Origin of the sequence: Terrabacter aerolatus (genome assembly GCF_007991735.1) — a bacterium.
GTDB lineage: Bacteria > Actinomycetota > Actinomycetes > Actinomycetales > Dermatophilaceae > Terrabacter > Terrabacter aerolatus.
Map to the genome: position 1 here is coordinate 54,442 of NZ_BJYX01000012.1, position 25,106 is coordinate 79,547.

Annotated in this window: 27 protein-coding genes; 9 read left to right on the plus strand and 18 right to left on the minus strand. The window is 73.3% G+C overall.

The annotated features are described in order from the left end of the window. Positions 1-9: 9 nt before the first annotated feature. Both TAE01_RS12180 and TAE01_RS12185 read right to left on the minus strand, forming a co-directional pair. Positions 10-1,272 carry an extracellular solute-binding protein gene (locus tag TAE01_RS12180; RefSeq protein WP_246111306.1) on the minus strand — a complete coding sequence of 421 codons (1,263 nt, stop codon included), beginning with the start codon at positions 1,270-1,272 and terminating at the stop codon, positions 10-12. 158 nt (positions 1,273-1,430) lie between these two features. Beyond that, the gene (locus TAE01_RS12185; protein WP_147066787.1) at positions 1,431-2,231 is read right to left on the minus strand and encodes a DeoR/GlpR family DNA-binding transcription regulator; all 801 of its coding nucleotides are present in this window, start codon (positions 2,229-2,231) and stop codon (positions 1,431-1,433) included. A gap of 128 nt (positions 2,232-2,359) precedes the next feature. Between TAE01_RS12185 and TAE01_RS12190 the strand changes: the two genes are divergently transcribed. Next, a complete protein-coding gene (locus tag TAE01_RS12190) occupies positions 2,360-3,259 on the plus strand; it encodes an SIS domain-containing protein (protein ID WP_147066790.1) in 900 nt (299 codons plus the stop codon). Positions 3,260-3,264: 5 nt separating this feature from the next. On the opposite strand, the gene TAE01_RS12195 is transcribed toward TAE01_RS12190, so the two are convergent. The 9 genes from TAE01_RS12195 to TAE01_RS12235 all read right to left on the minus strand — a co-directional run bounded on the left by TAE01_RS12195 (position 3,265) and on the right by TAE01_RS12235 (position 10,903). After that, a complete protein-coding gene (locus tag TAE01_RS12195; protein ID WP_147066792.1) occupies positions 3,265-4,098 on the minus strand; it encodes a class II fructose-bisphosphate aldolase in 834 nt (277 codons plus the stop codon). Then, on the minus strand, positions 4,095-5,051 hold the full coding sequence (locus TAE01_RS12200) for a 1-phosphofructokinase family hexose kinase (protein ID WP_147066794.1): 957 nt from the start codon (positions 5,049-5,051) through the stop codon (positions 4,095-4,097). Before TAE01_RS12200 ends, TAE01_RS12195 begins: the two co-directional genes overlap by 4 nt. Then, positions 5,048-5,953: an ROK family protein gene (locus tag TAE01_RS12205; protein WP_246111313.1), complete on the minus strand. Its 906-nt coding sequence runs from the start codon at positions 5,951-5,953 to the stop codon at positions 5,048-5,050. Before TAE01_RS12205 ends, TAE01_RS12200 begins: the two co-directional genes overlap by 4 nt. 172 nt (positions 5,954-6,125) lie before the next feature. Further along, the gene (locus tag TAE01_RS12210) at positions 6,126-7,514 is read right to left on the minus strand and encodes an NADH-quinone oxidoreductase subunit NuoF family protein (protein ID WP_147066798.1); all 1,389 of its coding nucleotides are present in this window, start codon (positions 7,512-7,514) and stop codon (positions 6,126-6,128) included. Then, positions 7,511-8,074 carry a ferric reductase-like transmembrane domain-containing protein gene (locus tag TAE01_RS12215; protein WP_147066800.1) on the minus strand — a complete coding sequence of 188 codons (564 nt, stop codon included), beginning with the start codon at positions 8,072-8,074 and terminating at the stop codon, positions 7,511-7,513. The genes TAE01_RS12210 and TAE01_RS12215 overlap by 4 nt, the downstream gene beginning before the upstream one ends. Continuing rightward, positions 8,074-9,018 carry an FAD:protein FMN transferase gene (locus tag TAE01_RS12220; RefSeq protein WP_147066802.1) on the minus strand — a complete coding sequence of 315 codons (945 nt, stop codon included), beginning with the start codon at positions 9,016-9,018 and terminating at the stop codon, positions 8,074-8,076. Before TAE01_RS12220 ends, TAE01_RS12215 begins: the two co-directional genes overlap by 1 nt. After that, on the minus strand, positions 9,018-9,305 hold the full coding sequence (locus tag TAE01_RS12225; protein WP_147066803.1) for a hypothetical protein: 288 nt from the start codon (positions 9,303-9,305) through the stop codon (positions 9,018-9,020). The genes TAE01_RS12220 and TAE01_RS12225 overlap by 1 nt, the downstream gene beginning before the upstream one ends. A gap of 97 nt (positions 9,306-9,402) precedes the next feature. Next, positions 9,403-9,960: a hypothetical protein gene (locus TAE01_RS12230; RefSeq protein ID WP_186815178.1), complete on the minus strand. Its 558-nt coding sequence runs from the start codon at positions 9,958-9,960 to the stop codon at positions 9,403-9,405. Further along, on the minus strand, positions 9,917-10,903 hold the full coding sequence (locus tag TAE01_RS12235) for a carbon-nitrogen hydrolase family protein (protein ID WP_147066808.1): 987 nt from the start codon (positions 10,901-10,903) through the stop codon (positions 9,917-9,919). The genes TAE01_RS12230 and TAE01_RS12235 overlap by 44 nt, the downstream gene beginning before the upstream one ends. 109 nt (positions 10,904-11,012) lie before the next feature. Between TAE01_RS12235 and TAE01_RS12240 the strand changes: the two genes are divergently transcribed. Beyond that, positions 11,013-11,420 carry a VOC family protein gene (locus tag TAE01_RS12240; protein WP_147066810.1) on the plus strand — a complete coding sequence of 136 codons (408 nt, stop codon included), beginning with the start codon at positions 11,013-11,015 and terminating at the stop codon, positions 11,418-11,420. A 76-nt stretch (positions 11,421-11,496) separates the two neighbouring features. Here the strand turns inward: TAE01_RS12240 and TAE01_RS12245 are convergent, their stop codons facing one another. After that, a complete protein-coding gene (locus TAE01_RS12245; protein ID WP_147066812.1) occupies positions 11,497-11,844 on the minus strand; it encodes an MmcQ/YjbR family DNA-binding protein in 348 nt (115 codons plus the stop codon). Positions 11,845-12,045: 201 nt separating this feature from the next. Between TAE01_RS12245 and TAE01_RS12250 the strand changes: the two genes are divergently transcribed. Further along, positions 12,046-12,903, plus strand: a complete 858-nt coding sequence (locus TAE01_RS12250) for a hypothetical protein (RefSeq protein ID WP_147066814.1) — start codon at positions 12,046-12,048, stop codon at positions 12,901-12,903. Here TAE01_RS12250 and TAE01_RS12255 read toward each other — a convergent pair. After that, positions 12,840-13,385, minus strand: a complete 546-nt coding sequence (locus tag TAE01_RS12255) for a GNAT family N-acetyltransferase (RefSeq protein WP_147066817.1) — start codon at positions 13,383-13,385, stop codon at positions 12,840-12,842. The two genes, TAE01_RS12250 and TAE01_RS12255, sit on opposite strands and share 64 nt — an antisense overlap. A gap of 216 nt (positions 13,386-13,601) precedes the next feature. On the opposite strand from TAE01_RS12255, the gene TAE01_RS12260 reads away from it, so the two are divergent. The 3 genes from TAE01_RS12260 (at position 13,602) to TAE01_RS12270 (ending at position 16,028) form a co-directional block, all read left to right on the plus strand. Next, complete coding sequence (locus TAE01_RS12260) at positions 13,602-14,921, plus strand: S53 family peptidase (RefSeq protein ID WP_147066819.1); 1,320 nt, start codon at positions 13,602-13,604, stop codon at positions 14,919-14,921. A 169-nt stretch (positions 14,922-15,090) separates the two neighbouring features. Continuing rightward, complete coding sequence (locus tag TAE01_RS12265) at positions 15,091-15,384, plus strand: hypothetical protein (RefSeq protein WP_147066821.1); 294 nt, start codon at positions 15,091-15,093, stop codon at positions 15,382-15,384. Between the two features lie 65 nt (positions 15,385-15,449). Continuing rightward, a complete protein-coding gene (locus TAE01_RS12270) occupies positions 15,450-16,028 on the plus strand; it encodes an SOUL family heme-binding protein (RefSeq protein WP_147066823.1) in 579 nt (192 codons plus the stop codon). A 56-nt stretch (positions 16,029-16,084) separates the two neighbouring features. On the opposite strand, the gene TAE01_RS12275 is transcribed toward TAE01_RS12270, so the two are convergent. Next, positions 16,085-16,912: a CPBP family intramembrane glutamic endopeptidase gene (locus TAE01_RS12275; protein WP_246111307.1), complete on the minus strand. Its 828-nt coding sequence runs from the start codon at positions 16,910-16,912 to the stop codon at positions 16,085-16,087. Between the two features lie 92 nt (positions 16,913-17,004). Next, positions 17,005-17,526 carry a mycothiol transferase gene (locus tag TAE01_RS12280; RefSeq protein WP_147066825.1) on the minus strand — a complete coding sequence of 174 codons (522 nt, stop codon included), beginning with the start codon at positions 17,524-17,526 and terminating at the stop codon, positions 17,005-17,007. A gap of 217 nt (positions 17,527-17,743) precedes the next feature. Here TAE01_RS12280 and TAE01_RS12285 point away from each other — a divergent pair, with 217 nt between their 5' ends. From TAE01_RS12285 to TAE01_RS12295, 3 genes are all read left to right on the plus strand, one after another. Next, positions 17,744-19,159 carry an FAD-binding oxidoreductase gene (locus TAE01_RS12285; RefSeq protein ID WP_147066827.1) on the plus strand — a complete coding sequence of 472 codons (1,416 nt, stop codon included), beginning with the start codon at positions 17,744-17,746 and terminating at the stop codon, positions 19,157-19,159. Positions 19,160-19,245: 86 nt separating this feature from the next. Continuing rightward, a complete protein-coding gene (locus TAE01_RS12290) occupies positions 19,246-20,469 on the plus strand; it encodes a cysteine desulfurase-like protein (protein WP_147066829.1) in 1,224 nt (407 codons plus the stop codon). After that, positions 20,466-20,963 (plus strand): DUF427 domain-containing protein, encoded by a 498-nt coding sequence (locus TAE01_RS12295; RefSeq protein WP_147066831.1) that lies wholly within the window; start codon positions 20,466-20,468, stop codon positions 20,961-20,963. The genes TAE01_RS12290 and TAE01_RS12295 overlap by 4 nt, the downstream gene beginning before the upstream one ends. Before the next feature lie 18 nt (positions 20,964-20,981). On the opposite strand, the gene TAE01_RS12300 is transcribed toward TAE01_RS12295, so the two are convergent. Genes TAE01_RS12300 through TAE01_RS12310 form a run of 3 tightly spaced genes read right to left on the minus strand, consistent with a single transcriptional unit; the run spans position 20,982 to position 25,005 of the window. Further along, positions 20,982-21,476, minus strand: a complete 495-nt coding sequence (locus TAE01_RS12300) for a metallophosphoesterase family protein (protein WP_147066833.1) — start codon at positions 21,474-21,476, stop codon at positions 20,982-20,984. Continuing rightward, positions 21,473-22,411, minus strand: coding sequence for an FAD binding domain-containing protein (locus TAE01_RS12305; RefSeq protein ID WP_147066835.1), 939 nt, complete (start codon positions 22,409-22,411; stop codon positions 21,473-21,475). The genes TAE01_RS12300 and TAE01_RS12305 overlap by 4 nt, the downstream gene beginning before the upstream one ends. Beyond that, positions 22,408-25,005 (minus strand): molybdopterin-dependent oxidoreductase, encoded by a 2,598-nt coding sequence (locus TAE01_RS12310; RefSeq protein WP_147066837.1) that lies wholly within the window; start codon positions 25,003-25,005, stop codon positions 22,408-22,410. Before TAE01_RS12310 ends, TAE01_RS12305 begins: the two co-directional genes overlap by 4 nt. Positions 25,006-25,106: the final 101 nt, after the last annotated feature.

Here is a 25,106-nt window from a genome sequence, read left to right on the forward strand (position 1 = left end):
GCGTGTGCCTCAGCCGCCGTTCTCGGCGGTCTTCTGCAGACCGTCGAGGGTGGCCTTGGGGGAGCCGTTGATGCCGCCGCCGAGGTTCTGCTGGACGGCGAGCTTGACCTTGTCCCACGTCGGGTCGTCGGTCGGGGTCAGCTGCGCGTTCGGCAGGGTGTCGAGGTAGACCTTGAGCTTCGGGTCGCTCTGGAACTGCTGGACGCCCGACTTCGTGACGGGGAGGAAGCCCTCGGCCTTGATGAACGTGTTGACCTGGTCGGGCTGGTAGTAGAGGTCGTAGAAGGCCTTGACCGCCTTCTCGTTGCCCGGCTTCTTGAAGGCCATGAGGTAGTCGGTGACGCCGAAGGTCTTGCTCGGCGAGCCGTCGTTGGACGGGAAGGGCGCGACGCCGTAGTCGACCTTCTTGTCGGCGTCGAGGGCACCGGCCAGCGGGCTGAAGCCGATGACCATACCGGCCTTGCCGGACTTGAAGAGGTCGAAGGCATCGGCGCGGTTGGTGCGGGCCGGGTTGTTCTGCGTGACCTTCTCGTCAGCGAGCTTCTTGAGGAAGGTCAGCGTCTCGACGTTCTTGTCGGAGTTGATCGTCCACTTCGTGCCGTCCTTCCACGTGCCGCCGTTGTTGAACAGCCACATGGAGAACTCGCCCTGCGACTCCTCGGGGCCGAGCGGGAGGGCGTAGCCGACGTTGCCGTTGCCGAGCGCGGTGATCTTCTTCGCGTCGTCCTCGAGCTCGGCCCACGTCTTCGGCGGCTCGTTGATGCCGGCCTGCTTGAAGAGCGTCTTGTTGTAGAAGAAGGCGCGCGCCGAGGACAGGTCGGGGAAGCCGTAGAACTTGCCCTGGTAGGTGCCGTACTTGACGAACGTGTCGAGGATGTCGCTCTTGACGGCGGCAGGCAGCACGGTGTCGGAGTCGTAGAGCAGGCCGTCCTTGGCATAGCTCGCGTAGGCGTTGAGGTTGAGGATGTCCGGCGCCTGGTTGTTCTGGATCATCGTCGAGGACTGCTGGTCGATGTTGTCCCAGCTGACGACCTGGACGTCCAGGGTGTAGCCCGTCTTCTGGTTGTACGTCTTGGCGAACGCATCCCAGAACGCCTTGGTGTGGTCCTTGGAGTACTCGGCCGCGACGAGCTTGATCGTCTTGACCTCCTGGCCGCTGCCCCCGCTCGCGCCTGCGCTCGTGCCGGCGCCGGTGCCCCCGCCGCACGCGCCGAGGGCCAGGCCTGCGATGGCCACGCCCGCGACGACCACGGACTTCTTCGTCGACGTCATGTCTCTCCTTGGTTCGGTGCCGGGGTGCTGGCGGCGCGGTGACGCGCCGACCCGGCCACGGTGACGCCCAACCTAGAGCGGCATTCGGGTGTCCGCAAGAGCAATCTTGACTGAATCTCGGGTGATCCGATCACAATCACGCAAAGGCGTGCTCGATGTCAGACCTCGTGGACCTGGACGCCCGCCGCCCGGAGCGCCTCGACCTCGGTGCGGTCTGCACCCACGCTAGTGACGAGGTGGTCGATGCGCTCGGCGGGACAGATCGAGGCGAAGGTGCGCATCCCGAGCTTCTCCGACGTCGCGACGCAGATCACCTGCTGCGCGCGCTCGATCATCGTGCGGATGATCGCGGCCTCCTCCTCGTGCCGACACGTCGCGCCCTCGCGGGCCGAGAGCGCGTTGACGCCGACGATGGCGACGTCGATCCAGAGCTGCTGGAGCACGAGGGTCGCGAGCGGACCGGTGACCTCGTAGGACTCGGGACGGGCGACGCCGCCGAGCGAGACGCACTGGACGTGCGGGCGCAGCACCGCCTCGGTCGCGATGTTGAGGGCGTTGGTGACGATGGTGATCTCGCCATCGGCGGCGAGGTCCTCGCGCGCGGTGATGGCCCGCGCCGTGGCGGTCGTCGTCGTGCCGCCGTTGAGGCCGATGACCTGGCCGGGCTCGACGAGGGCGGCCGCGGCCTCGGCGACGCGGGTGCGGTCGTCGTCCGCCATGCTGCTGCGGTAGCGGTAGGGCAGCTCGTAGGCGACGCTCGTCGCGACGACGCCGCCATGGTTGCGCGCGACGAGCTGGCGCTTGGCGAGCTCGGAGAAGTCGCGTCGGATCGTCGCCTCGCTGACGCCGAGCAGCTCGGCCGCCTCACCGACGCCGAGGCGGCCCGTGGTCGCGAGCCGGTCGAGCATGACCGACCAGCGGCTGGCGCGGTTGCGGGCGGGATCGGTCTCATCGGTCACGCGCCGACGATACCGCGCACTTCGAGCAATGGACATGTGCATCTCTGCGCGTTTAGGGTTGGTTTCGCGCAGACACAAGCAGTGTGTCACCGGGCGACCGTCGCCCGCCGTCACCGTCGGGAGAGCCCATGTCGCAGACCACCCACCTCGCCCAGGAGATCGCCACCCAGCCCGACGACTGGGAGCGCGTCGCCGGCCGCCTCGACGACATCGCCGGCCACCTGCCGCGACCCGGCGAGCGGGTCGCCACGATCGGGTGCGGCACGTCGTGGTTCATGGGCCAGGCGTATGCCGCCCGCCGCGAGGAGCTCGGACAGGGGCTCACCGACGCGTATGCCGCCTCCGAGCACCGTCTCGCCCGTGGCTACGACCGCGTGGTGCTCATCTCCCGCTCCGGCACGACGACCGAGGTCATGGCCGTCGTCGAGGAGCTGCGCGCGGCCGGCACCCCGCACGTCTCGTTCGTCGCGACGTCGGGCACCCCCGTGGCCGAGCGCTCCGACGCCACAGTGCTGCTCGACGACGTCGACGAGCAGAGCGTCGTGCAGACGCGCTTCGCCACGACGACCCTCGCGCTGCTGCGTGCCTCCCTCGGCGAGGACCTCGGGGCGGCGGCGGAGCAGGCCCGCGCGGTGCTCGCGGAGGACGCCGACACGGCATACGGCCCCCTCGTCGGGGCGGAGCAGGTGACCTTCCTCGGGCGCGGGTGGACCAACGGGATCGCCAACGAGGCGGCGCTCAAGCTGCGCGAGTCGGCGCAGTTCTGGTCCGAGTCCTACCCGGCGATGGAGTACCGCCACGGCCCCATCAGCATCGCGGCGCCGGGGCGGGTCGTGTGGGCGTTCGGCGAGGTGCCGGAGGGGTTGCGCGAGCAGGTGGCGGCGACGGGAGCGCGGTTCGAGCACCGCGACATCGACCCTCTCGCCGACCTCGTCCGGCTGCACCGCCTCTGCCTCGGCAAGGCCGACGCCGCCGGCCTCGACCCCGACGCCCCCCGCAACCTCACGAGAAGCATCGTCCTCACCTGACCCGGTCAGGGGTGGGCGAGGAGAGCCATCAGGCGGGCGGCCTCGTCGGTCACGGCTTCGCGGGCTGCTCCGAGGTACTTGCGCGTGTCGACCGTCGGCGACTGCTCGAGCCGCTCGACCATGGCACGGGTGAACACCTGGTTGAGGTGGGTCGCGATGTTGACCTTCGTCATCCCCGCCTGCACCGCCGCGACGAGGCCCGCGTCGGGCACCCCGGACGAGCCGTGTAGCACCAGGGGCACCGGGACCGAGTCCCTCAGTGCCGCAATGAGATCCGTGTCGACCTCTGCCGTGCGGTCGGTCATCGCGTGGCTGCTCCCGACGGCGACGGCGAGCGCGTCGACCCGGGTGTCGGCGACGAAGCGAGCGGCGTCGGCCGGGTCGGTGCGCACCCCGGGGGCGTGCACGCCGTCCTTGCCACCGACCTCACCGAGCTCGGCCTCGACCGACACGCCGGCCGCGCGGCACAGGTCGACGACGCGCCTTGTCTCCGAACGGTTCTCGTCGTCGGGCAGCGTCGACCCGTCGAACATCACCGATGTCAGCCCGAGCCGGACCGCCTCCTCGACGAGGGTCACGTCCTCGGCGTGGTCGAGGTGCACGACCACGGGTTGGGAGCAGGCGTCGGCGATGGCCAACGTCGCTGCCGCGAGCGGCGCCAAGGCGCCGTGGTAGCGCACGCAGTTCTCGGAGATCTGCATGACGACCGGCAGGCCGACCCGCTCCGCTGCGGCGGCATACGCCTCGGCGTGCTCGAGCTGGATGACGTTGAAGGCCGCCACGGCCCGGCCGGCGGCGGACGCCTCGGCGAGCACGGGCGTCAGTGCGGAACGGGTCACGGACGGAGCTCCTCGATCTCGACAGCGGCGAGCAGGCGGTCGACGTCCGCCGGGTCGACCGACCCGGCGACGGGCTGCAGCACCGCGGCCGCCGACCACGCCACCCCGCGGCGCAGCACGGCCGTCCACTCCTGCACCCCGCGCGGCAGGTCGCCGATCTCGTCGAGGTCGGCGGCGAGCGCCGCCGTGAGGGCGTCGCCGGCACCGGTCGGGTTGCCCGAGAGCGGACGCGGCAGGTAGGCGCGGAGCAGGACGTCGTCGTGTGCGAGGACGAGCCCGTTGGTGCCGTCGCTGATGACCGCGGCCCGCGCCCCGGCGGCCACGAGAGCGCGAGCCGCACCGGGCACCGACGGCACCTCACCGCGACCGAGGCCGGTCAGGGTCTGCGCCGCCTCGACCCGGTTGGGCTTGACGAGGTCGGGGCCGAGGGCCAGGACGCGCGACAGGTGGACGCCGCTGACGTCGAGGACGACGCGCAGGCCGGCCTCGTGGGCGAGTCGCACGAGACGGCGCACCAGCTCGGCATCCGTGCCGGGAGGGAAGCTGCCCGACACCGTCAGCACCGACGCCTGGGGCGCGAGGGCAGCCACCTCGTCGATGACGCGGTCCCAGACCCGTTGCGACTGACCGACGCCGGGCTCGTTGAAGAGGGTCGCGCGGCCGCTCGCCTCGACGACCGCCACCGAACGCCGCGTCGGGCACGGTGAGGGCACGAGGCGGTGCGGCACCCGGCGCGCGGCGAGGTCGGAGCGGAAGAGGTCGATGTCGGTCCCGCCGGCCGGTGCCACCGCGACGGTCGGATGACCCATCGAGGAGAGCACCGCTGCGACGTTGAGGCCCTTGCCGCCGGCCCGCTCGCTCACCGAGGCGACGCGGTGGGAGTCGCCGAGAGCGACGAAGGGCACGGCATACGTGATGTCGAGCGCGGGGTTGGGGGTGACGGTGACGATCATCGACCGACGAGGTCCAGGGCGATCGTCGCGGCGCCGAGCGAGCCGGCGCGCGAGCCGAGGGCGGCGGCCTCGACGACGACGTCGTCACGCCCTCCGAGACGGGTCCGGAGCGCCGCGCGCAGCGGCTCGAGGAGCGTGTCGCCGGCGTGCACGAGTCCGCCACCGATGAGCACCATCTCGGTGCCGACGGCAGCCACGATCGGGGCGACCATGACGGCGAGGGCGTCGACGGCCTCCTGCCAGACGCGGACGGCCTCGGCCTCACCGGCCTCGGCACGGCGGGCCACCTCCTCGGCGTCGCCGACGAGCCCGGTCGCCTCGGACCAGCGACGGCCGATGGCGCCGGCGCTCGACACCGCCTCGAGGCAGCCCTTCTGGCCGCACCCGCAGAGCGGACCGTCGGGCGCGACGACGACGTGGCCGATCTCGCCGGTCCACCTCGACCCGGTGACGAGCCGGCCCCGGCAGAGGATGGCGCTCGCCAGGCCCGTGCCGAGCGGCACGAAGAGCACGTTGTCGGCGTCACGCGCCGCGCCGAGTCGGTGCTCGGCCAGGAGGCCCGATCGCACGTCGTGGCCGACGGCGACCGGCACGTCGACGTGGGCGGCGACGGCGCCCCGCAGGTCGAGGTCGCGCCAACCGAGGTTGGCCGACCAGATGCCGATGCCGGCCTCGTCGTCGACGAGGCCGGGCACCGCGACGCCGACGGCGAGCACCTCGACGGCCTCGTCGGCCTGCGCCGTCAGCTCGACGAACGCCTTGGCGGCGAGCTCGCCCAGCTGGTCGCCGACGCGGTCGGGAGTGGGGTGCACCGTCTCGGCCAGCACCCCGCCGTCGGGGGTCATGAGGACCGACTTGACCCGGGTCCCCCCGATGTCGATCCCGACCACTGCTTCACGCATCACGGGGCGCAGTCTATGAGCAATCGTGCACGTTTGAACACCGGATCAATCACATTCAGACACACCCTCGCTGCCGCTGGGGCCAGCCTGCCACCACCCGCCCCGCACCGCCCGCGGAATGCCGGTCAAACCGGACGAAACCGGCCACCAGGGCCGGTGCGTCCGGCCCCCGTCAGCGCAGGTACAGCGCCCGGGCCGGGCACAGCCGCACGGCCGTGTCGGCGAGCTCGCGCCCGTCCTCACCGACGACGCGGTCGTCGCCGACGACGGGGTAGCCCCACTCGTCGAGCGTGACGCCGGCGAGCAGCTGGGCGCACACGCCGTGCCCGGTGCAGGCGACGCGGTCGACCGCGACGCGCGGCTCGTGGACCAGCCCGAGCCGCCGACCCGTGTCGTCGGCCGGTCGTCGTGTCCGTCCGGCACCCCCGACACCGCCGGCGCCACTCGTCCTGTCAGTGGGCGTGGACATCGTCCTCCTCTCGGTCGTGCGCAGATCGGCGGCGTCGCACCGACCGGCGCGATGCTGCTCGAGGTGCTCGGCGAAGACGTGCAGCGCCGACCACGCGAAGCCGGCCACCCCGTCGGGGAAGCGGCACGCGCCGCGCCCCGGCAGCAGCCCGACCCGTGAGCGCACGCGGGCGTATGCCGTGTCGTCGCGCCCCGACGCGAGCGCGCGCCAGTCCGCGGACAGGGCGGGAAGCCCGAACATGCACGGTCCGCACTGGCCGGCGGACTCGCCCGCGGCCCACGTGAGGCACCGGTCGACGAAGCCGAGCGGGCAGTCGGTCGGATCGAGCACCTCGAGCACTCCGGGCCCGGTGCGGGCACCGACCCGCGCCAGGTCGGCGTCGGACCAGTGCAGCCCGTCGACGTCGGCGGTCCGGACGAACGTGCCGCCGAGCCCGCCGACCAGGAGCGCGGGCGAGGTGTCGGGTCGGCCTCCGGCCAGGTCGAGCAGGGCGTCGACCGGGGCCCCGGCCGCGGTCTCTGCGACGACTCCTCGCGCGCTCGGGGTGCTCACCGAGACGAGCCGCGGACCGGGCTGGTCGGGGGTGCCGTACGACCGGAACCAGGCGGCGCCGTGGCGCGAGATCTGCGAGGCGCGCCAGACCGTCTCGGCGTTGAGGACGACCATCGGGCTGATCCGCCGACCCTCGGAGTCGCGGCCACCCCGAACGAACGGCTGCCGCTTCGTCATGGGCCGGGCGAGGCCGCCCTGGGCGAGCGAGATGATCGCCGACTCCTCCGACGAGACGTAGCGCGGCGGCACGGCGAGCAGCCGCAGCCCGGCCGCGCGCAGCAGGTGGGCCGTCTCGGAGCCGCGGTGGGCGGCATACGTCACCCTGGCGCCGTCGGCGATCTCGGTGGCGCCGTCGACGAGCTCGCCCAGGCGGTTGGCGACGACCCAGCCGTCCTTGGCGGCGCCGAGCTCGCCGTCGCAGGCGTTGACGACGAGCTCGGCGTCGTGGGCGTGGGCGGCCGCGACCTTCGTCGCGGTGCTGAAGGCGGCACCGCCCCGGCCGGTGAGGCCGGCCTCGGCGAGCAGGGACACGATGGTCATGACCACTCCTGGGCTGCGACGGCGACGCGCCGCTCTCGGTCGAGGTGGGTGGAGGTGTAGCGCCAGGCGATGGCACCGACGCCGACGACGGCGCACGCGAACGTCGTGCCGCGCAGGAGCCACTCGCCGCTCGTGCCGAGCGCGAGGCCGTGGACGATCGCCATCGGCCAGAGCGCGTGGGAGAGCAGGTGCACGCGGCGCCAGGTGCGCTCGGCGAGGCGGTGGCGGAGCACCGAGGTGACGACGACGGCGAGCAGCACGTCGAAGGACAGCGTGCCGAGGCCGACCCACAGCGTCTCGTAGCCGGACGTGAAGGGGAGCACCGCCGAGACGAGGTCGATCGACACGTACGTCTCGGCGACCGCCGTCGCGATGTGGGCCAGGAGGAAGACGCTCGTGCCGAGCGAGAGCCAGCGGTGCACCGCCATGACGATGGTCGCGGAGTCGCCGGTGGGCCGGCGTCGCCCGGACGTGACGAGGCCGAGCACGACGACGACGGTGAGCATCACCATGCTGACGACGCCGGTGGCGCGCGAGACGTACCAGAGCAGCTCGTTCATCAGGCGGCCCTGCGGGTCTCGTCCGGCCAGCCGGGCGTCGTCAGCACGACACCGGTCGGCGTCTCGAGCCGGGCCGGGATGCCTTGGCTCGTCAGCCATTCCGGCGCCTCGTCGCCGAGCACGATGGCGGCCGTCGACGCGGCGTTGGCCTCGAGACACGACGCGGCTGCGCACGACACCTGCGACCAGACGGTGGGCGCGGTGTGGCCGGTGCGGGGGTCGACGATGTGGTGGCGCGGGCCGGCGTCGGTGTCCCAGACACGCAGCTGCGTCGAGGACGTCGCGATGGCCTGCCCGGTGCTCGTGACGACCCGCCGGACCGAGCCCGACGCGTCCTCGATGCCGACCGACCAGCCCTGCGGCGGCAGCTCGCCCGACACCGCGACGTCACCGCCGAGGTTGACGACGAACCCGCCCGGCAGGGACTCGGCGAGGAGGGCGGCGATGGAGTCGGCGGCATACGCCTTCGCCGAGGCGCCGAGGTCGAGCAGGGTGCCGGGAGCGACGGAGACGCGGCGACCCGAGACGTTGAGATGCACGGTGTGCCAGCGCGGCACGCCCGCGACGCGCACCTGGTGGAAGCCCTGCCGGCCGCGCACGACGTCGAGGTCGGCGTCATAGCCCTCGGCGACGAGCGCCGAGCCCACGGTCGGGTCGACGAGACCTCCCGTGAGTCGAGCGACGCGCAGCGCCGCCTGGAGGTATGCCGCGAAGGTCGGTGACACGAAGGCCTCCGCGGGTGCCCGGCGAGCCCGCGCCGCAAGGAGACTCACCTCGGAGTCGGGCCGGAAGCGGCTCACGGCCCGGTCGACCTCACGCAGGTGGCGCCGGGCGATCTCGACGGCCTCGGGCAGGACCTCGGGTTGCGTGACGAGGACGGTATTCCTCGTGCCGATGGCCTCGAAGGTGCTCGAGGCGACCTGGGGGCCGGCGATGGTGTCCATCACGACCCGCCCGAGTTCGTCTGCGCCTGGGCGTTGCTCCCGCTCACCGGGGCCACGGCGCCGAAGCCGGAGCTCGACGAGGAGCTCTCGGACGAGCCGGACGAGCTGGAGGAGACCGACGAGCCCGACGAGCTCGAGGAGGTCTGGGCCGTGGTCTGCGTCGCGACGGTCTGGGTCTGGGCGTCGGCCAGGTGGATGCCGACGGCGCCGACGAGGACGGTGGCGGCGGTCATGAGACCGGCGGTCCACAGTCGGGCTCGGCGCAGGGCGCGGGGAACGGTGCTCATGGGAACTCCTTCGGTGGGATGACTCCACCGTCGCGAGCGCCGCTGTGGGGCTGCTGTGCCATCCCGATGACGGGGGCATGCATCGCCCGGGACGGGTTCAGGCGCCGGGGCAGTCGATCTCGTGACCCCTCGGCCACACGGGGTCGAAGCCCGAGCCGAACACCTCGAGATGCCCGCGCTCGCCCGTCCAGGTGAGGGAGAACGAACCGGCACGGACCGGTCGATAGCCGTCGTCCGTGGTGTAGCGGCTGACCTGTCGGGCCACCAGCCCGTCGGCGGCCAGGACGAACACGGTGCCACTGCCGGCAAGGAGGAACGAGCGCTCCTGCACCACGACCCGACACCCGTTGGTGCTCGACGGTGACAGCACGACCGCGTCCGATCCGGCGTCGAAGGCCAAGGCGAAGGCGGTCGCCCCGCCTGCCCCGACGACGAGCAGACCCACAGCCAGCCGTCGGCCCGAGGCCCACCGGCGCGGGACGTGCTCGAGGGGCTCCTCGGGACGGGCGGCATACCGTCGCCGGTCGCGGCCGCCGATCACACGAGCGAGCAGGAGCAGGCTCAGGCCGCATCCCAGCAGGGCCACTGCGGCGTCGCCCGCGCTGGTCACGTCATCGCCGAGGACGAGCACGGCCGGCCACGCGGCAGTGCCCACGACGAGCACCGTCGTCATCGCCAGGAGCGCGGTGCCGCCTCGTTGTGCGATGGCTTGCGCCGTGCCCATACCGTCCCCCCGGTCCCCGTCCCCGTCCTGATGCTGCAGGCCCCGAACCTAACCGCCTCCGCGCGGCGTCGGGATCAGCGGCGTGTGCAGGTTCCGGGCCCCTGACCACACGCCGTGCACACATCCCGCGCCCAAGGCCGACCGACCGGTCCTCGGCAGGGCACCGGGCCACCCACCGACCGCCGGGAGCGGCGATGCCGGAGGGCACCGTCGAGCCGAACCGGGCCGGCACCGAGTAGCCCACCCAGTACCCGAAGAGGGCTGCGTAGGACCGGCCGATCTCCGCACGCATGGCGTCGTCGACCATGACCGAGAGCAGCACTGCGTCCACGTCGAGGCGCTCGTACTCCTCGAACAGGTGCGGGAAGTTCGCCTCGATGCAGAGGGCCACCCCGAAACGGACACCGTCGACCTCGAAGACCAGGGGCTCCGTGCCCGGCGAGTACATCCACGTCAGCTCGGTGTTGGACAGGAAGCGCTTGTCGTAGCGACCGGTGAGCTCGCCGCGGTCGGACACGACGTAGTAGCTGTTGTGCGGACGGTGCGGCGGAGTCAACGGGTGGATCGAGCCGAACGCCACCCAGATCCGCAGCTCGGCAGCGAGCCGGGCGATCGACTCGGCCTCCTCGCGCAGCAGGTCCCAGTCGGCCCGGGTCCAGTCGGCGTCGGACACGTCCCCGGGGCCGGACGAGGACATGACGTGCTTGCTCGGGTAGACGATCGCGCCCTCCGGGAACTGCACGAGGCGGGCACCTCCGGCTGCAGCCTCGTGCATCAGGGCGCGGATCTCGGCGCCCGCCGCGCGGACCGCCGCCGCGTCGCCGGGGTCCTCGGACATCCGGCTCTGCGCCACGGCCCACCGCATCGTCGTCATCCCGGCAACCTAACGACGCACGACGACCGCCTCGCCGCCGACACCTGGAGCACCTGGCGACCGGGCAATCCGCTTGCCCCGCAGCGTGAGCGGCAGGACGCTGGGCGCCATGAGCCTGCACATCCACAACGTGACCTTCGACTGCGCCGACGCCCGCGCCCTCGGCACCTTCTGGGGCGAGCTGCTCGGCTGGAACGTCTACTACGACGACGACCCCGAGGTGGTCGTCGCCGCGTCGTTCCCCAGCTCCGGCCTCGGTCTGCTCTTCATCCCCGTTCCCGAGGGCAAGGCGGCCAAGAACCGCCAGCACCTCGACCTTTCCCCGGACGAGGGGACCCGGGACGAGTGGGTCGAGCGGGCTCTCGGCCTCGGCGCCACGACGGTCGGCGACCACCGGACGCCCGAGGGCACCGGCTGGGTGACGCTCGCCGACCCCGAGGGCAACGAGTTCTGCATCGAGCGCGGCGCCGCCGAGACCGGCCCCCGTCCGTCGCGCGCCTTCCGCATCACCACCTGACCCGCTGCCGTGTGCAGGATCCGGGGCCACCGCACCGAAGGCTGCACACACGGCGCCCCGAGCCGCTCCCTCCGGGTCAGCCGTCCGCGCTGTGGGCTAGCGCCACCGTCTTCGGCACGACGAGACGCCAGGCGTCGACGACGATCTCGCGCATCCGGTCCTCGTCGATCGCGTCGAGCCGAACCTCGACCCAGTTGAAGCGCAGGTCCGATCGGCGCGGCATGAGGAAGACGTCGGGCTCGCTGGCGACGAGCACGTCGCGCTCCTCCTTGGGGAACGCGAAGCCCATCTGCGCCTCGTCCGCGGAGAAGGCGAGCCACACGATCCGCCCGACGCGGAACTTGACGTGGTCACGGACGAGCACCTCGTAGGAGCGGGGCAGCTGCTCGGCCACGCGCCGCACGTCCTCGATGGTCACGGGCACCAGCCCAGCCTGCCACGACCGCGCGCCAGACACACCGTCCGGAACCTCTGCGTCCGAGGTGTCGCCCCGGCGACGCAGCCCCGCACCCGCGACACCCTTCCGCCGAGGGACGGGACGGCATACCCTGCGTCTGTCGCGACCCCGACGGCAACGCGCCGGGCGGGCTGAAACGTCGACTCCATTACGACAAGGAGACGACGTATGCCGTCAGCACCCACCCCGCCCTCCGTCCCTCAGCGCCTGCTGGCCCTCCTCGACCGCCTCGGCGCCGAGCTCGACCGTCGCGGCGACGCCGTCGCGCTGCTCGGCCTCGGCTCGGTCGGCCGGGACCTGCACCGCCTCGACGAGCACTCCGACGCGGACTTCTTCGTCGTCGTCGACGACGCGGAGGCCCGTGACCGCTACCTCGCCGACATCGACTGGCTCGAGGCGGCGCACCCGGTCGTGTGGTCATTCGAGAACAGCGACGCCGGCCGCAAGGCGCTGCTCGAGGGCGACCTCTTCGCGGAGTACGCCGTCTTCTCCCTCGCCGAGATGGACACCGCGGGCTACCCGCCGGGGCGCCTCCACTGGAGCCGTGGTGATGCGCCGACGGGTCTCGAGGTGGCCAAGACGCCTCTGCCGCAGGCGCCCTCGCTCGAGCACGAGGTCGGTGAGGCGATCACGAACCTCTACGTCGGCCTGCACCGCGACCTGCGCGGCGAGCGCCTCACCGCCACCCGCTTCATCCAGGGGTATGCCGTGGACCGCTGGGTCACCGTGCTGGGCCACCTCGGCCTCGGTCGGGGCGAGCAGCAGGACGTCTTCGTCGTCGACCGTGGCGTCGAGCGGCGGTTCGGCCCCGACCTGCTGCCGCTCGCCGACCTCGTGCCGGGCTACGAGCGCAACGCCCACGCGGCGGCGACGCTCCTGCGCCTGCTCGAGGCGCACGTCGACCTCGACCCGACGATCGTGGCCGCGGTGCGGGACCTCATCGGCCGCGCCGCGACGGCCGCTCAGTCGCGCGCCGGATCCACCACGGGGTCGGCGGCAGGGTCGGCGCCCAGCTCGAGCGCGTAGACGAGGAGCAGGAGGTCGGCGACCGGCGACCAGTCGCGCTCGCGGGCGCGGGTGAAACCGAACCGCTCGTAGACACGGTGCGCCGCGTGCATCGTCGGCTGCGTCGACAGCACAACGCGCTGGCGCCCGAGGGCACGGGCGCGGTCGATGCACCCCTGCACGAGAGCGGCGCCGACCCCGCGCCCACGGGCCGCCGGAGCCACGGCCAGGGTGCGGAACTCCGCCTCGCCGTCACGGGCGATGTCGGCGAACGGACCCGGGCCCCCGACGAAGGCGACGCCACCGAGCACCCGTCCGTCGGGGTCGACCGCCACGAGGACCTCGGCGTGCTCGGCCCGGCCGGCGACGTCGCGCAGCACCTCGAGGTAGGGGTCGCCAGAGCCGAAGTCGAGCAGGCCGTCGTCGAGATAGGCCGCAGCGGTGAGGTCGCCGAGCCGCTCGTGGTCCTCCGGCCGCACCGGGCGGATCGTGAAGCCGTCCATGCGCGCCAGTGTCGCAGCCGACCCCGCGGATCCCGTCGCGACGCCCACGGACCGCGCCCGCGGACCGCGCCGACACGTTCCCATGACTTCGGCAGACTTTACCCAGCGGGTTCCCAGAAATCGTACCTACGTTCCGAAACGGCCCGAGCAGGCCATCTCGGGGCGAACAGGGAAAGGGGCACCATGCGCACGCACTCCACGCGCAGGCGGACATACATGGGGGTGGGTCTCGCAGCGACGACTCTCGCACTCGGGACGACGTTCGCGGCGGGTTCCGCAGCGACGGCGGCCGGCTCGGACGGGGGCGACATCGTCTACACCGTGCACCCGCTGACGAAGCAGTTCTCCACGGGCACCAGGCCGGGCGCGCTGCCGACGCCGTCGCAGTGCGTGGCCCGCATCGGGCTCGCCTGCTACACACCCGCGCTCATCCGCAAGGCCTACGACATCCCGGACGGCTGGACCGGCAAGGGTCAGCGCATCGTCGTCGTCGACGCCTACGGCAGCCCGACGGTGCGCCAGGACCTCGACGTCTTCAGCCAGACCTTCGGCCTGCCCAAGGCCGACCTCAACGTCTACTACCCGGGCGGCGCGCCGCAGACGAGCACGGCCCACAAGGGCCAGCCGCTCGGCTGGGCCGGTGAGACGAGCCTCGACGTCCAGTGGGCGCACGCCATCGCGCCGGACGCGACGATCAACCTCGTCGTCGCCCCGAACAACTACGGCAACGCCCTCAACGGGGCGGTGCGCTACGCCGTCGACCACGACCTCGGTGACGTCCTGTCGATGAGCTACGGCTCCGACGAGGCCGCGATCAAGGGCAAGGGCAACAACCTGCAGCTCAAGCAGTCGCACGAGAACTTCGTCGCCGCGGCCGCCAAGGGCATCTCGCTCTTCGCCTCCTCCGGCGACAACGGCGCCTCGAACGGCGGACCGGCACTCGCGGCCGGCTACCCGGCATCCGACCCGCTCGTCACGGCGGTCGGTGGCACGAACCTCTTCGCGAGCGACACCGGCGCCTACGAAGGCGAGACGGTGTGGGGCGACCAGGCGTCGTGCGCCGTCCACCAGCCGTTCGGCTGCACCCTCGGCCCCATCGGTGCCACGGGCGGTGCCCCGAGCACGATCTTCCCGGCGCCGTCGTACCAGGCGGGCGTCAACGGCAACCCGATGCGCACGACGTCGGACGTGTCCTACAACGCGTCGGTCTACACGTCGGTGTTCGTCTACGAGGGCTTCAACGCCAACCCGGCCGACAACGGCTTCTACTTCTACGGCGGCACGAGCTCGGGCTCCCCGCAGTGGGCCGCGATCGGGGCTCTCGCCGACCAGCAGGCGGGCCACCGCCTCGGCCAGCTCAACCCGGCGCTCTACGCGATCGGGACCGGCTCGACCCACGCGCTCGCCTTCCACGACGTGACGTCGGGCAACAACGCCTGGCAGGGTCCCGGCCTCGACGCCAGGGCGGGCTACGACGACCCGACCGGGCTGGGTTCGCCCGACGTCTCCGGGCTCGTGGGTCAGCTCATCCACTGACCGACGACGTATGCCGTGACGTGGCCACCCAGCACCTCGCTGGGTGGCCACGCCGGCGTTCACCGGCATTCCGGCGGGTGTGGGAGGGGGTGCGGCTTGTGCCGTTCTTGCGGAGTTCTTGTCGTTCTGCGACCAGATCTCTTGCGCGCGGCCCGGCACAGTCGAGGACATGAACTCGATGACCCTCGACGCAGCCTCGCTGCTGGCGGCTTGGCCTCTCGTGCTTCTCGCTCTCACGCTCGCCGCGATCGTCGGACCGGCGTTCGTCCGGGCCGGACGCCCGCGCCGACGTCGCGCCGGCCTCGGAGCGACCGGGTCCGACACGGGCCGCACCTGCCGGACGGCCGGACACCACTACCTCAAGGACGCCACCGGGTGGTGCTGCTCGCACTGCGGTGACGAGATCCGCCAGCCGGGTCACGAGACCCACCGGCACGGCGCCCGCGAGGCCGTCGCCGTCTGACCTCTCGGGGCGAGCAGTCCCACTCGGGACGTCCGCACCGCCCGGGCCGGCGTAGCGTCGGTGTCGTGACCGAGAAACAGGTCTACGAGATCGTGCGCAGCTACCCGGAGTTCGAGCTGCGGCGCTACGCACCTCACGTCGTGGCCGAGGTCGTCGTGACCGCGCCCTTCGAGGAGGCCGGCAACCGGGCCTTCCGCATCCTGTTCGGCTACATCACGGGCCAGAACGCCTCGTCGACCACGGTCGCCATGACCGCGCCGGTCATCCAGGGCGCGTCGACGACGATCCCGATGACCGCCCCCGTGCAGCAGGCCCGGACGGCCGAGGGGTCGTATGCCGTGGCGTTCGTCCTGCCCGCGTCGTTGACGCTCGCGGACGCCCCGGTCCCGACGAGTCCCGACGTCCACCTCCACGAGCGGCCCGCAGCACTCGCTGCCGCGCGGCGCTACCGCGGCCGGTGGACCGAGGACTCGTTCGAGGAGCACCGTGAGGCGCTGGACCGGGCGGTCCGGGCCGCCGGCCTGACCCCGGTCGGGGCGCCGCGGTGGGCGCGGTTCGACCCACCGTTCATGCCGTGGCTGCTGCGCCGCAACGAGGTCGTCCAGGACGTCGCCGAGACGGACGCAGCGACCGCGTCGTCCTGACGACGCCCACCCGCGCCAACCCGCGCCCGCTCCGGGCGAGGCGCCAGCGGGCAGCGTCAGGCGGCGAGACGCCAGGCGAGGACGCCGAAGAGGACGCCGAGCGCGTTGGTCGCCCAGTGCATGCCGACGCTCGCGAAGAGGCTGCCGCTGCGCCGGCGCAGCTCGCCGGCGAGGATCCCACCGAGGGCCGTGAAGAGGACGGTGCCACCGACGACGGCGACCTTGGCGAAGGGGCCGAGCCCCGAGACCGCGGAGCCGATGGCCGCGTTGCCGGTCGCGGACGCCATGGCGGGCAGGACGTGCCACAGCCCGAAGAGGACCGAGGACCCGACGACGACCTGCCACATCCGCGCGTGGCGCGAGAGGAAGCCCCAGAGCACCGAGCGGAAGGCGACCTCCTCGAGCAGGATCGTGCCGACGGGGATCATGACGAAGGCGGTGAGCAGCGCGCCGGCCGGGGGCAGGTGGTAGCGCACGTCGAGGAAGGCGGTGCGCGTCGACGGCAGCAGGATGCCGACGAGGTAGACGAAGGCCACGACCGCGATGACGCCGAGGCCCCAGCGGATGCCCCGGGCGTGGGTGTGTCGCGCCAGTCCGAGCTGGTGCCACGTCAGGCCCTGCCACCGCGCGAAGGCGAGCAGGGCCAGCGCGCCGACGGGGCCGAGCCACATGGTGTCCCAGCCGAGCACGTGGTCGGCGACGTTGAGCCCCACGAGGGTGAGCACGACGGCGACCGTCGCGGCCAGCCGCGCGGGGCGACCGCGGGCGATGAGCGCCAGACGGTGGCGGCGGACCGCGTCGTGACCCGGCTCCGGCAGGGACGTCACGACGCCGTCGGGTGACGACTCGACGGCGACGGCAGGACGCAGGACTGGCAGGCTCATTGCCTCCATTTTCGCAGAACTTCCTGTGCGGGTCCTATGCTCCCGCCACGGCGTGACCACGTCGACCACGCCCGTCCCACCGGCCCCACCAGTCAGCGGCGACGCTCGACGAGCCCCCGGACGTACTCCGCCTGGCCGAGGTGCTTGGTCGCGTCAGCGAGCACCGACATGATGCGGACGCCGGCGGTCACCGGCGGGTCCCAGCGCGCGTCGACGACCCGCTCGTAGGCCTCGGCGTCGAGTCCCTGCACCAGCGCGGCGGTGCGGTCGTGCACGGCGGACTGGTAGTCGCCGAACAGCCCCGGGTCGACGACCGTGAAGCGCCCCACGTCGGCCGAGCTCATCCTGAAGCCGAGCGTGTCGGGCGGGTAGGGCAGCCCGAACCGGTCGACCCAGCCGTCTGCGTGCCAGGCGGACTGCTCTCCCGCGAGGTGCGCCACCTGCTCGTCCTGCTGACGGCTCAGGTGCCAGACGAGCCAGGCGACGTGGTTGGCGTCGGCGTCCGGTCGCCACAGCAGCTCGTCGACGGAGAGCCCGTCGACGACCTCCGGCACGCCGTCGTGGATCCGGCCGAAGCCGTCGAGCAGGAGGTCACGCGCGGTCTCGGTCGTCATGTGGTCCACCTACCCAGCATGCACCCGAGGGGCGCGCGGCACCGGCGAGGGCTCCAGACCCGCGCCCAGCCGCTCCCCCGGACCTGCCTGCACGACAGACACGCCGGACGAAAGGGACGTTCCGGCCGGCGTGTATCTGGGCGGCGTCGTTGCGCTCTGAACAGCCGCGCCCACCACACACGCAACGACGCGGGGTGCCCTGACACAGGAGAGCAGCATGACCCTCAACCTCACCCCCACCGCCCGACGGGCCACGAGCCTCGCCGGACTCTGCGACGGTGCGGTCCACCTGCCCGGCGACGACGGCTACGACGCCGGCCGCCTGCCGTGGAACGTCGCCATCGACCAGCGGCCCGCAGCCGTCGCCCTGCCGCGCACCGTGGCCGACGTCCAGGCCGTCGTCCGCGCCGCCGCGGCGGCCGGCCTGCGCGTCGCGCCCCAGAGCACCGGTCACAACGCCGGGCCCCTCTTCGCGCAGGGCCTCGACGACGTCGTCCTCGTGCGCACCGAGCGGATGCGCGGCGTCACCATCGACCCGACCCGACGCATCGCCCGCGTCGAGGGCGGCGCGCTCTGGACCGACGCGACCGAGCCGGCCGCCGACCACGGGCTCGCGGCCCTGCACGGCAGCTCGCCGGACGTCGGCATCGCCGGCTACAGCCTCGGTGGCGGCATCGGCTGGTACGCCCGCCAGCTCGGGCTCGCCTCGAACAGCCTCACGGCGGTCGAGCTCGTGACGGCCGACGGCGAGCACGTGCGCGCCGACTCGACGCAGAACCGCGAGCTCTTCTGGGCGCTGCGCGGCGGCGGCGGCAACTTCGGGGTCGTCACCGCCCTCGAGTTCCGCCTCTACCCCATCGAGACGGCGTATGCCGGCATGCTCGTCTGGGACCGCGACCAGGCCGAGCGCGTGCTGCGTCGCTGGGCCGACTGGGCGCCCGAGGCCCCCGACGTTGTCACGACCTCGTTCCGGTTCCTCAACCTGCCGCCGCTGCCGGCGATCCCCGAGCCGCTGCGTGGCCGGTCGCTCGTCGTCATCGACGGCGCCGTGCTCGGCTCCGACGACGAGGCCTGCTCGATGCTGCGCCTGCTGCGCGGCCTCGACCCGGAGATCGACACTTTCGGACGCGTGCCGGCCCGGTCCCTGACCCGGCTGCACATGGACCCGGAGGGCCCGACGCCCGCCGTCTCCGACGGCACCCTCGTCGGCGAGCTCGCGGATGCGACGGTCGACACGATCCTCGAGCAGGTCGGGCCCGGCTCCACGTCGTCGCTGCTGGCGGCCGAGCTGCGCCAGCTCGGGGGCGCGCTCCGCCGGGCGCCCGAGGGCCACGGAGCCCTGGCGACGATCGATGCGGCATACGCCGTCTTCGCCGTCGCCGTGGCGGCCACCCCGGAGATGGCGATGCAGGGACAGCTCGACGCGCACCAGCTCACGGCGGCGCTCGAGCCGTGGTCGACGGGCCGCAGCTACCTCAACTTCGCCGAGAACGAGGTCGATGCGCGCACCGGCTACGGCGAGTCGGCGTGGTTGCAGCTCAAGGGGATCCGGTCGGCCTACGACCCCGACGACCGCTTCGTCGCCAACCACCGGGTCCCGCGCCTCTTCGAGGACGGTCGCGTCACCGACTGAGATCCCGCGCTCGGTTGGAGGTGGTCCCGGCACCCGTGGCGGAGCCGGGATCACCTCGACCCGGAGGCGTGGGTGAGAATCAGGGCATGACACATCCCGGCTACGACGTCGACCGGATCCGGTGGCACTTCCCGGCCCTCCACGAGGGTGCCGCGCACTTCGACGGGCCCGGTGGCTCGCAGGTGCCCGACACCGTCGCGACGGCGGTCGTCGAGACGCTCACCGCAGCCATCTCCAACCGCGGCACGGTGACGCCGGCCGAGCGCCGCGCCGACCGGATCGTCGTCGAGGCGCGTGCCGCGATGGGCGACCTCCTCGCGGTCGACCCCGGCGGCGTCGTCTTCGGCCGGTCGGCGACCGAGCTGACCTTCCACCTGGCCCGCACCCTGTCGCAGGGCTGGGGCCCCGGCGACGAGGTCGTCGTCAGCCGGCTCGACCACGACGCCAACATCCGCCCGTGGGTCATCGCCGCCGAGGCCGCCGGCGCCACGGTCCGCTGGGCCGACTTCGACCCCGCCTCGGGCGAGCTGTCCGCCGACGCGGTCGACGCCGTCGTCAGCGACCGCACCCGGCTCGTCGCGGTGACCGCCGCGTCCAACCTCATCGGCACCCGGCCCGACATCCCGGCCGTCGCCGAGGTCGCCCACGCAGCGGGAGCCCTCCTCTGGGTCGATGGCGTGCACGCCACCGCCCACGTGCTCACCGACGTGCCGGCGAGCGGCGCCGACTTCTGGGTGTGCTCGCCGTACAAGTTCCTCGGACCGCACCACGGGGTGCTGGCCGCCGCACCCGAGCTGCTCGAGACGCTCCACCCGGCCAAGCTGCTCCCGTCGTCCGACGCGGTGCCCGAGCGGTTCGAGCTGGGCACGCTGCCCTACGAGCTGCTCGCCGGCACTACCGCGGCCGTCGACTTCCTCGCCGACCTCGCCCTGACCGACCCGTCCCACGCGCGCCGCGACCGGCTCGTCAGCTCGTTCGCGGCCCTGGAGGAGCACGAGGAGTCGCTCCTCGCGGCGCTGGAGGAGCGGCTGCGCGCCATCCCCGGCCTCACGGCACACAGCAACGCGAAGCTCCGCACGCCGACGCTGCTCGTCACCGTCGAGGGCCACGACCCGCAGGAGCTGCGCGCCGGCCTGGCCGAGCGCGGCGTCAACGCGCCCGCCGGCCACTTCTACGCGTGGGAGTGCAGCCACCACCTCGGCCTCGGCGCCACCGGCGGACTGCGCATGGGGCTCGCGCCCTACACGAACGCCGACGACGTCGACCGTCTCGCGACCGGCCTCGAGCAGATCTGCGGGGGCGGGCGATGAGCCGGCCCGTGCCGCTGCCCGCCGGACCGGGCCAGGAGTCGGTGTGGGACTACCCCCGACCGCCGGCCGTCGACCCCAGCGGTGAGCTCGTCGAGGTCCACCTCGGCGGCGAGGTCGTGGCCCGCACCCGGGCGGCGCTCCGGGTCCTCGAGACGAGCCACCCGCCGACGTACTACCTGCCGCTCGACGCTTTCGTCGACGGCGCGCTCGTGCCCGTCGAGGGCAGCACCGTCTGCGAGTGGAAGGGTCGGGCGGCCTACTTCGACGTCGTCGGCGGTGGGCGACGTGCGGCGCGGGCCGCGTGGACCTACCCCGAGCCGGTGCCGACGTATGCCGTCCTCACCGGTCACGTCGCCGTGATGCCCGGGCTCGTCGACGCCTGCTTCGTCGACGGCGAGCGGGTGCGGCCCCAGGACGGCGGCTTCTACGGCGGCTGGATCACCGACCGCGTCGTCGGCCCGTTCAAGGGCGGCCCGGGCTCCTGGGGCTGGTGACGCCCGAGCCGGGGACGCTCAGCGGGGCACCGGCTCGATGCGGGCGTCGACGACCTGCCCGTCCCGCAGGTCCAGCGCCGCGACGGTGCCGACGGGCTGGCGCCGCTTGTCGGTGGGCGAGCCGGGGTTGAGGATGCGCAGGCCGTCGCCGGACTCGTCGAGGGGGATGTGCGAGTGACCGAAGACGACGAGGTCGGCCGCCGGGAAGCGCCGTCGCAGGCGCGGGAGCCGGCCCTGCTTCTGGCCGCTGTCGTGGACCATCCCGATGCGCACCCCCTCGAGCTCGAGCTCGAGCGTCTCCGGCGCGCCCCACGCGGCGACCTCGGGCCCGTCGTTGTTGCCCAGGACGACGTGCACCGGCGCGAAACTGGCGAGCAGGTCGAGCACGTCGGGGGTGCACACGTCACCGGCGTGCAGGATGACGTCGGCCGCCTCGAGACGGGGCAGCAGGGCAGGCGGGCACGCCTTCCAGTGCCGTGGTGCGTGGGTGTCGGACAGGACGAGCACCTTCACGACCGCACGCGCTCCAGGACCTCACGAACGGTCGCCTCGACGAGCGCCACCTTGTAGCCGGTCTCGGGCAGCGGGTCGGCGCCATCGGTGGCGGCGGCCGCAGCCGCCGACACCGTGTCGTCGTCGAGCGTCGACCCGGTGATCAGGGCCTCGACCGCTCTGAGCCGCAAGGGAACCGGGGCGACGCCGCCGATGGCCAGACCGCACGACGTGACCGTGCCGGCCTCGTCGCGGACCACGCGCACGACCGCCTCGACGAGCGGCCACTCCGCCTCGAACCGGCTGATCGCCCGGAAGTAGGCGGCGCGTTCGCCCGCCACGGGTGGCGGCAGCGTGATGCGGGTCAGCACCTCGTCGTCGGCGAGCAGGTGGTCGCGGCTCGGGTCGGACCCGTCGCCGAGGACGTCACCCACCGCGAGACCGCCACTCCGGGTCGTGTCGAGGGTGGCGGCATACGTCAGCAGGGCCATCGCGAGGGACGACGGGTGCGGGTGGACGCACGGCGCGGTGTCGAAGGCGACGCCGTAGAGGTGGCGCCCGTCACGGGCCGGGCAGCTGTCGCCGCCGGACTTGAGGCACGAGGTGTGCGGGTGGCGGAAGTACCAGCATCGGGTGCGCTGGAGCAGGTTGCCGCCCACGGTCGCCGTGGCGCGCACCTGCGGCGTCGCGAGACCGGCCGCCGTCAGCGCGAGCGCCGGGTACGCGTCGGCCAGCTCGCGCGCGACGGTGGCCACGGTGACGCCCGCGCCGAGGATCGTTCCGGTGTCGGTGCGCTCGAGCGCGGCGAACCCGGGCACGCCCGTCAGGTCGAGGACGTGGGGCGTCGCGCCGGTCGTGCGCAGCCGCTCCTGCAGGTCGGTGCCGCCGGCGCGGTAGACGGCATCGCCTGCGCCCTCGGGCCGCTCGTCGTATGCCGTGAGCATCGTGAGGCTCATCGCGTGAGCTCCACGCGTCGTCGGGACAGCCCCGACAGCAGGCGGTCGGGCCGGACCGGCAGGGTCAGCGGTCGCCAGCCGGTGGCGTTGAAGATGGCGTTGCCGACGGACGCGGCCGGGCTGATCGTCGCGACCTCGCCGAGCCCCACCCCACCGCCGGGCACCCGGTCCCAGCCCTCCTCGTGGAAGTGGATGTCGATCTCGGGGGTGTCGCCGAGCTGGGGGATGCGGTAGTCCTCGAGGTTCGCCGTCAGGGTGAGGCCGGTGTGCGGGTCGAGGACCTGGTTCTCGTAGAGGGCGAGCCCGACGCCCTGGATGACCGACCCCTCGCACTGGCTGCGGGCCAAGACGGGGGCGTGGATGCGGCCGACGGCGATGCCGCCGTGGACGCGCAGCACGCGCGTCCGCCCGGTGCGGGTGTCGACCTCGACCTCGCTGACGTGGACGGCGGCCGAGAAGCCGCGTCCGACCTGGATGCCGCCCATCGTCACGGGGACCGCACGCAGGCCCCGGTCGCCCCCACGCTTCGCCGTGGCCGAGGTGCCGTCGGGGGCCCCGGCGAGGTCGGTGCCGATGCGGGCCCGCAGGCTCGTGGCCGCCTCGACGGCCGTCGACCAGAGCGACACCGTCGTGCGGCTGCCCCCGGAGGCGGGGCCGTGGGTGGCACCGCTGTGGGCGCGTCCGAGGTGGACGTCGACCGTCGTCGGGTCGATGCCGAAGACACCGGCGACCGCCCGCGCGAGCACGGTGCGGCTGCCCGTCCCCATGTCCTGGACGGCGGTGGAGACGACGAGGCGGCCGGACTCGACCCGGACGACGACCTCGCAGTCTGGGTCGACGAAGTACATCCAGTTGGCCGCGGCGACCCCGACGCCCCGGCGGAAGCGCCCGGTCTGGCTCCCCGTCGCCGGGCGCCCCTGCCACGTCGGCAGGGCCGAGGCCCAGCGGTAGAGCGCCTGGCGCTTCGGGTTGCCGTCCCACTGGGCGCGCAGGTCGATGGGGTCGCGGCCGAAGCGGTGGGCCGCCTCGTCGACCGTCTGCTCGAGCGCCCAGGCGATCGTCGGTCCGCCGGGGCCGCGGAACGGCGCACCGGGCGGGGCGTTCGTCACGACGTCGACGTCGCGCGCCAGGCGGGGCGTGCGGTCGTAGACGAGCATCGCGAGCGCCGCGACGCTGTTGCCGACGGCGACGCCGGCGTGGCTGTCGGTGTCGACGGTGAGGGCGCGCACCGCCTGGGTCTCCTCGTCGACGAGCAGCGAGACGCGCGAGCGGCTGCCGGGGCGGTTGCCCGTGCCGGTCAGCTCCTCGTGCCGGTCGAGCACGAGACGCACCGGCCGGCGGCTGAGGCGGCTCAGCTCGATGGCGGCGACGGCCTCGGTCGTCAGGCTGAGCTTGGCGCCGAACCCGCCACCGACGTGCTCGGCGACGACCTCGACGTGGGTGGGGTCGAGGTCGAAGTGGTCGGCGATCTCGAGGCGCATCGCCCCGACGCCCTGGGTGCTGAGCCACACCCGGAGGTACTGCGGGTCGCTCCAGTCGGCGACGCAGGCGTGCGGCTCGAAGGCCGTGTGCAGCTGGGCGGCCGTGTGGAACTCGAGGTCGACGAGCCCGCGGCGCCCCTCGGTGCGGGCTGAGCCGATGCGGCGCTTGGCGACGGTGCCGAGGTAGGGCGCCCGTGACGGCCCGTGGCTGTTGCCCTTCCACGGCGCCGGCATGGCGCCCCCCTCGCTCGAGGTCGGCGCCTCCTTGCGCTCGGCCCGCGTCGCGTAGACGAGCGGGGCACCGGGGCGCACCGCCTCGGCGGGGTCGGTGACGAACGGCTGCGGCGTGAACGGCACGGCCAGCCCGGCGGCGGCGCGGCGGGCGGCGGCGAGGGACTCCGCGGCGACCACGGCGATCGGCTGCCCCGCCCAGCGCACGTGCCGGTCCTCGCCCAGCACGTCGATGCCGAGGACGCCGTCGGGGAAGGTGACCGGCCCGGCGAAGCCGGCCGCGAGGTCGGACCGGCGGATGACCGCGTGGAGCATGCCGGGCAGCACGACGTCGGTCGTGTAGACCGCCGCGCCCGTCACCTTGGCCGGAGCCTCGACGCGCTCGACGGTGCCCTCGCCCGCATCGTGCTCACCGCGGCACGCGGCCGCGACGGCACGGTAGATCCCCTCGTAGGAGCCGCACCGGCACAGGTGGCCGGCGAGCGCCTCGGCGATGGTCCGGCGGTCCGGCTCGGCGGCGCCGTGCTCGGCGCGCCACCGGTCGTGGAAGGCGGCGGCGCCGACGACAAAGCCCGGGGTGCAGTAGCCGCACTGGAGCCCGTCGTGGTGGGCGAGCGCGCGCTGGACCGGGTGGAGGTCGTCACCGTCGGCGACGCCCTCGACCGTCGTGACGTCCGCGTCGCGCAGCCGGGTCGCGGGGGTCAGGCAGCCGAGCACGGGCTCCCCGTCGACGAGCATCGTGCACGCGCCGCAGACACCGCTGCCGCAGACGAGCTTGGTGCCGGTCAGCCCGAGTCCGTCGCGCACGACGTCGACGGCGGACTCGGTGCCCTCGACCTCGACGACCCGGGTCTCGTCGTTGACCGTGGTGGTGAGCTCCATCGGACCTCCTGCGGCTGCGTCTCGACGAGACGGTGCGCACTGACGCTACCTCCGGCGGCGGCGCTCGCGCGATGATGGTGTCGAGGGCTCTTCGACGGTCT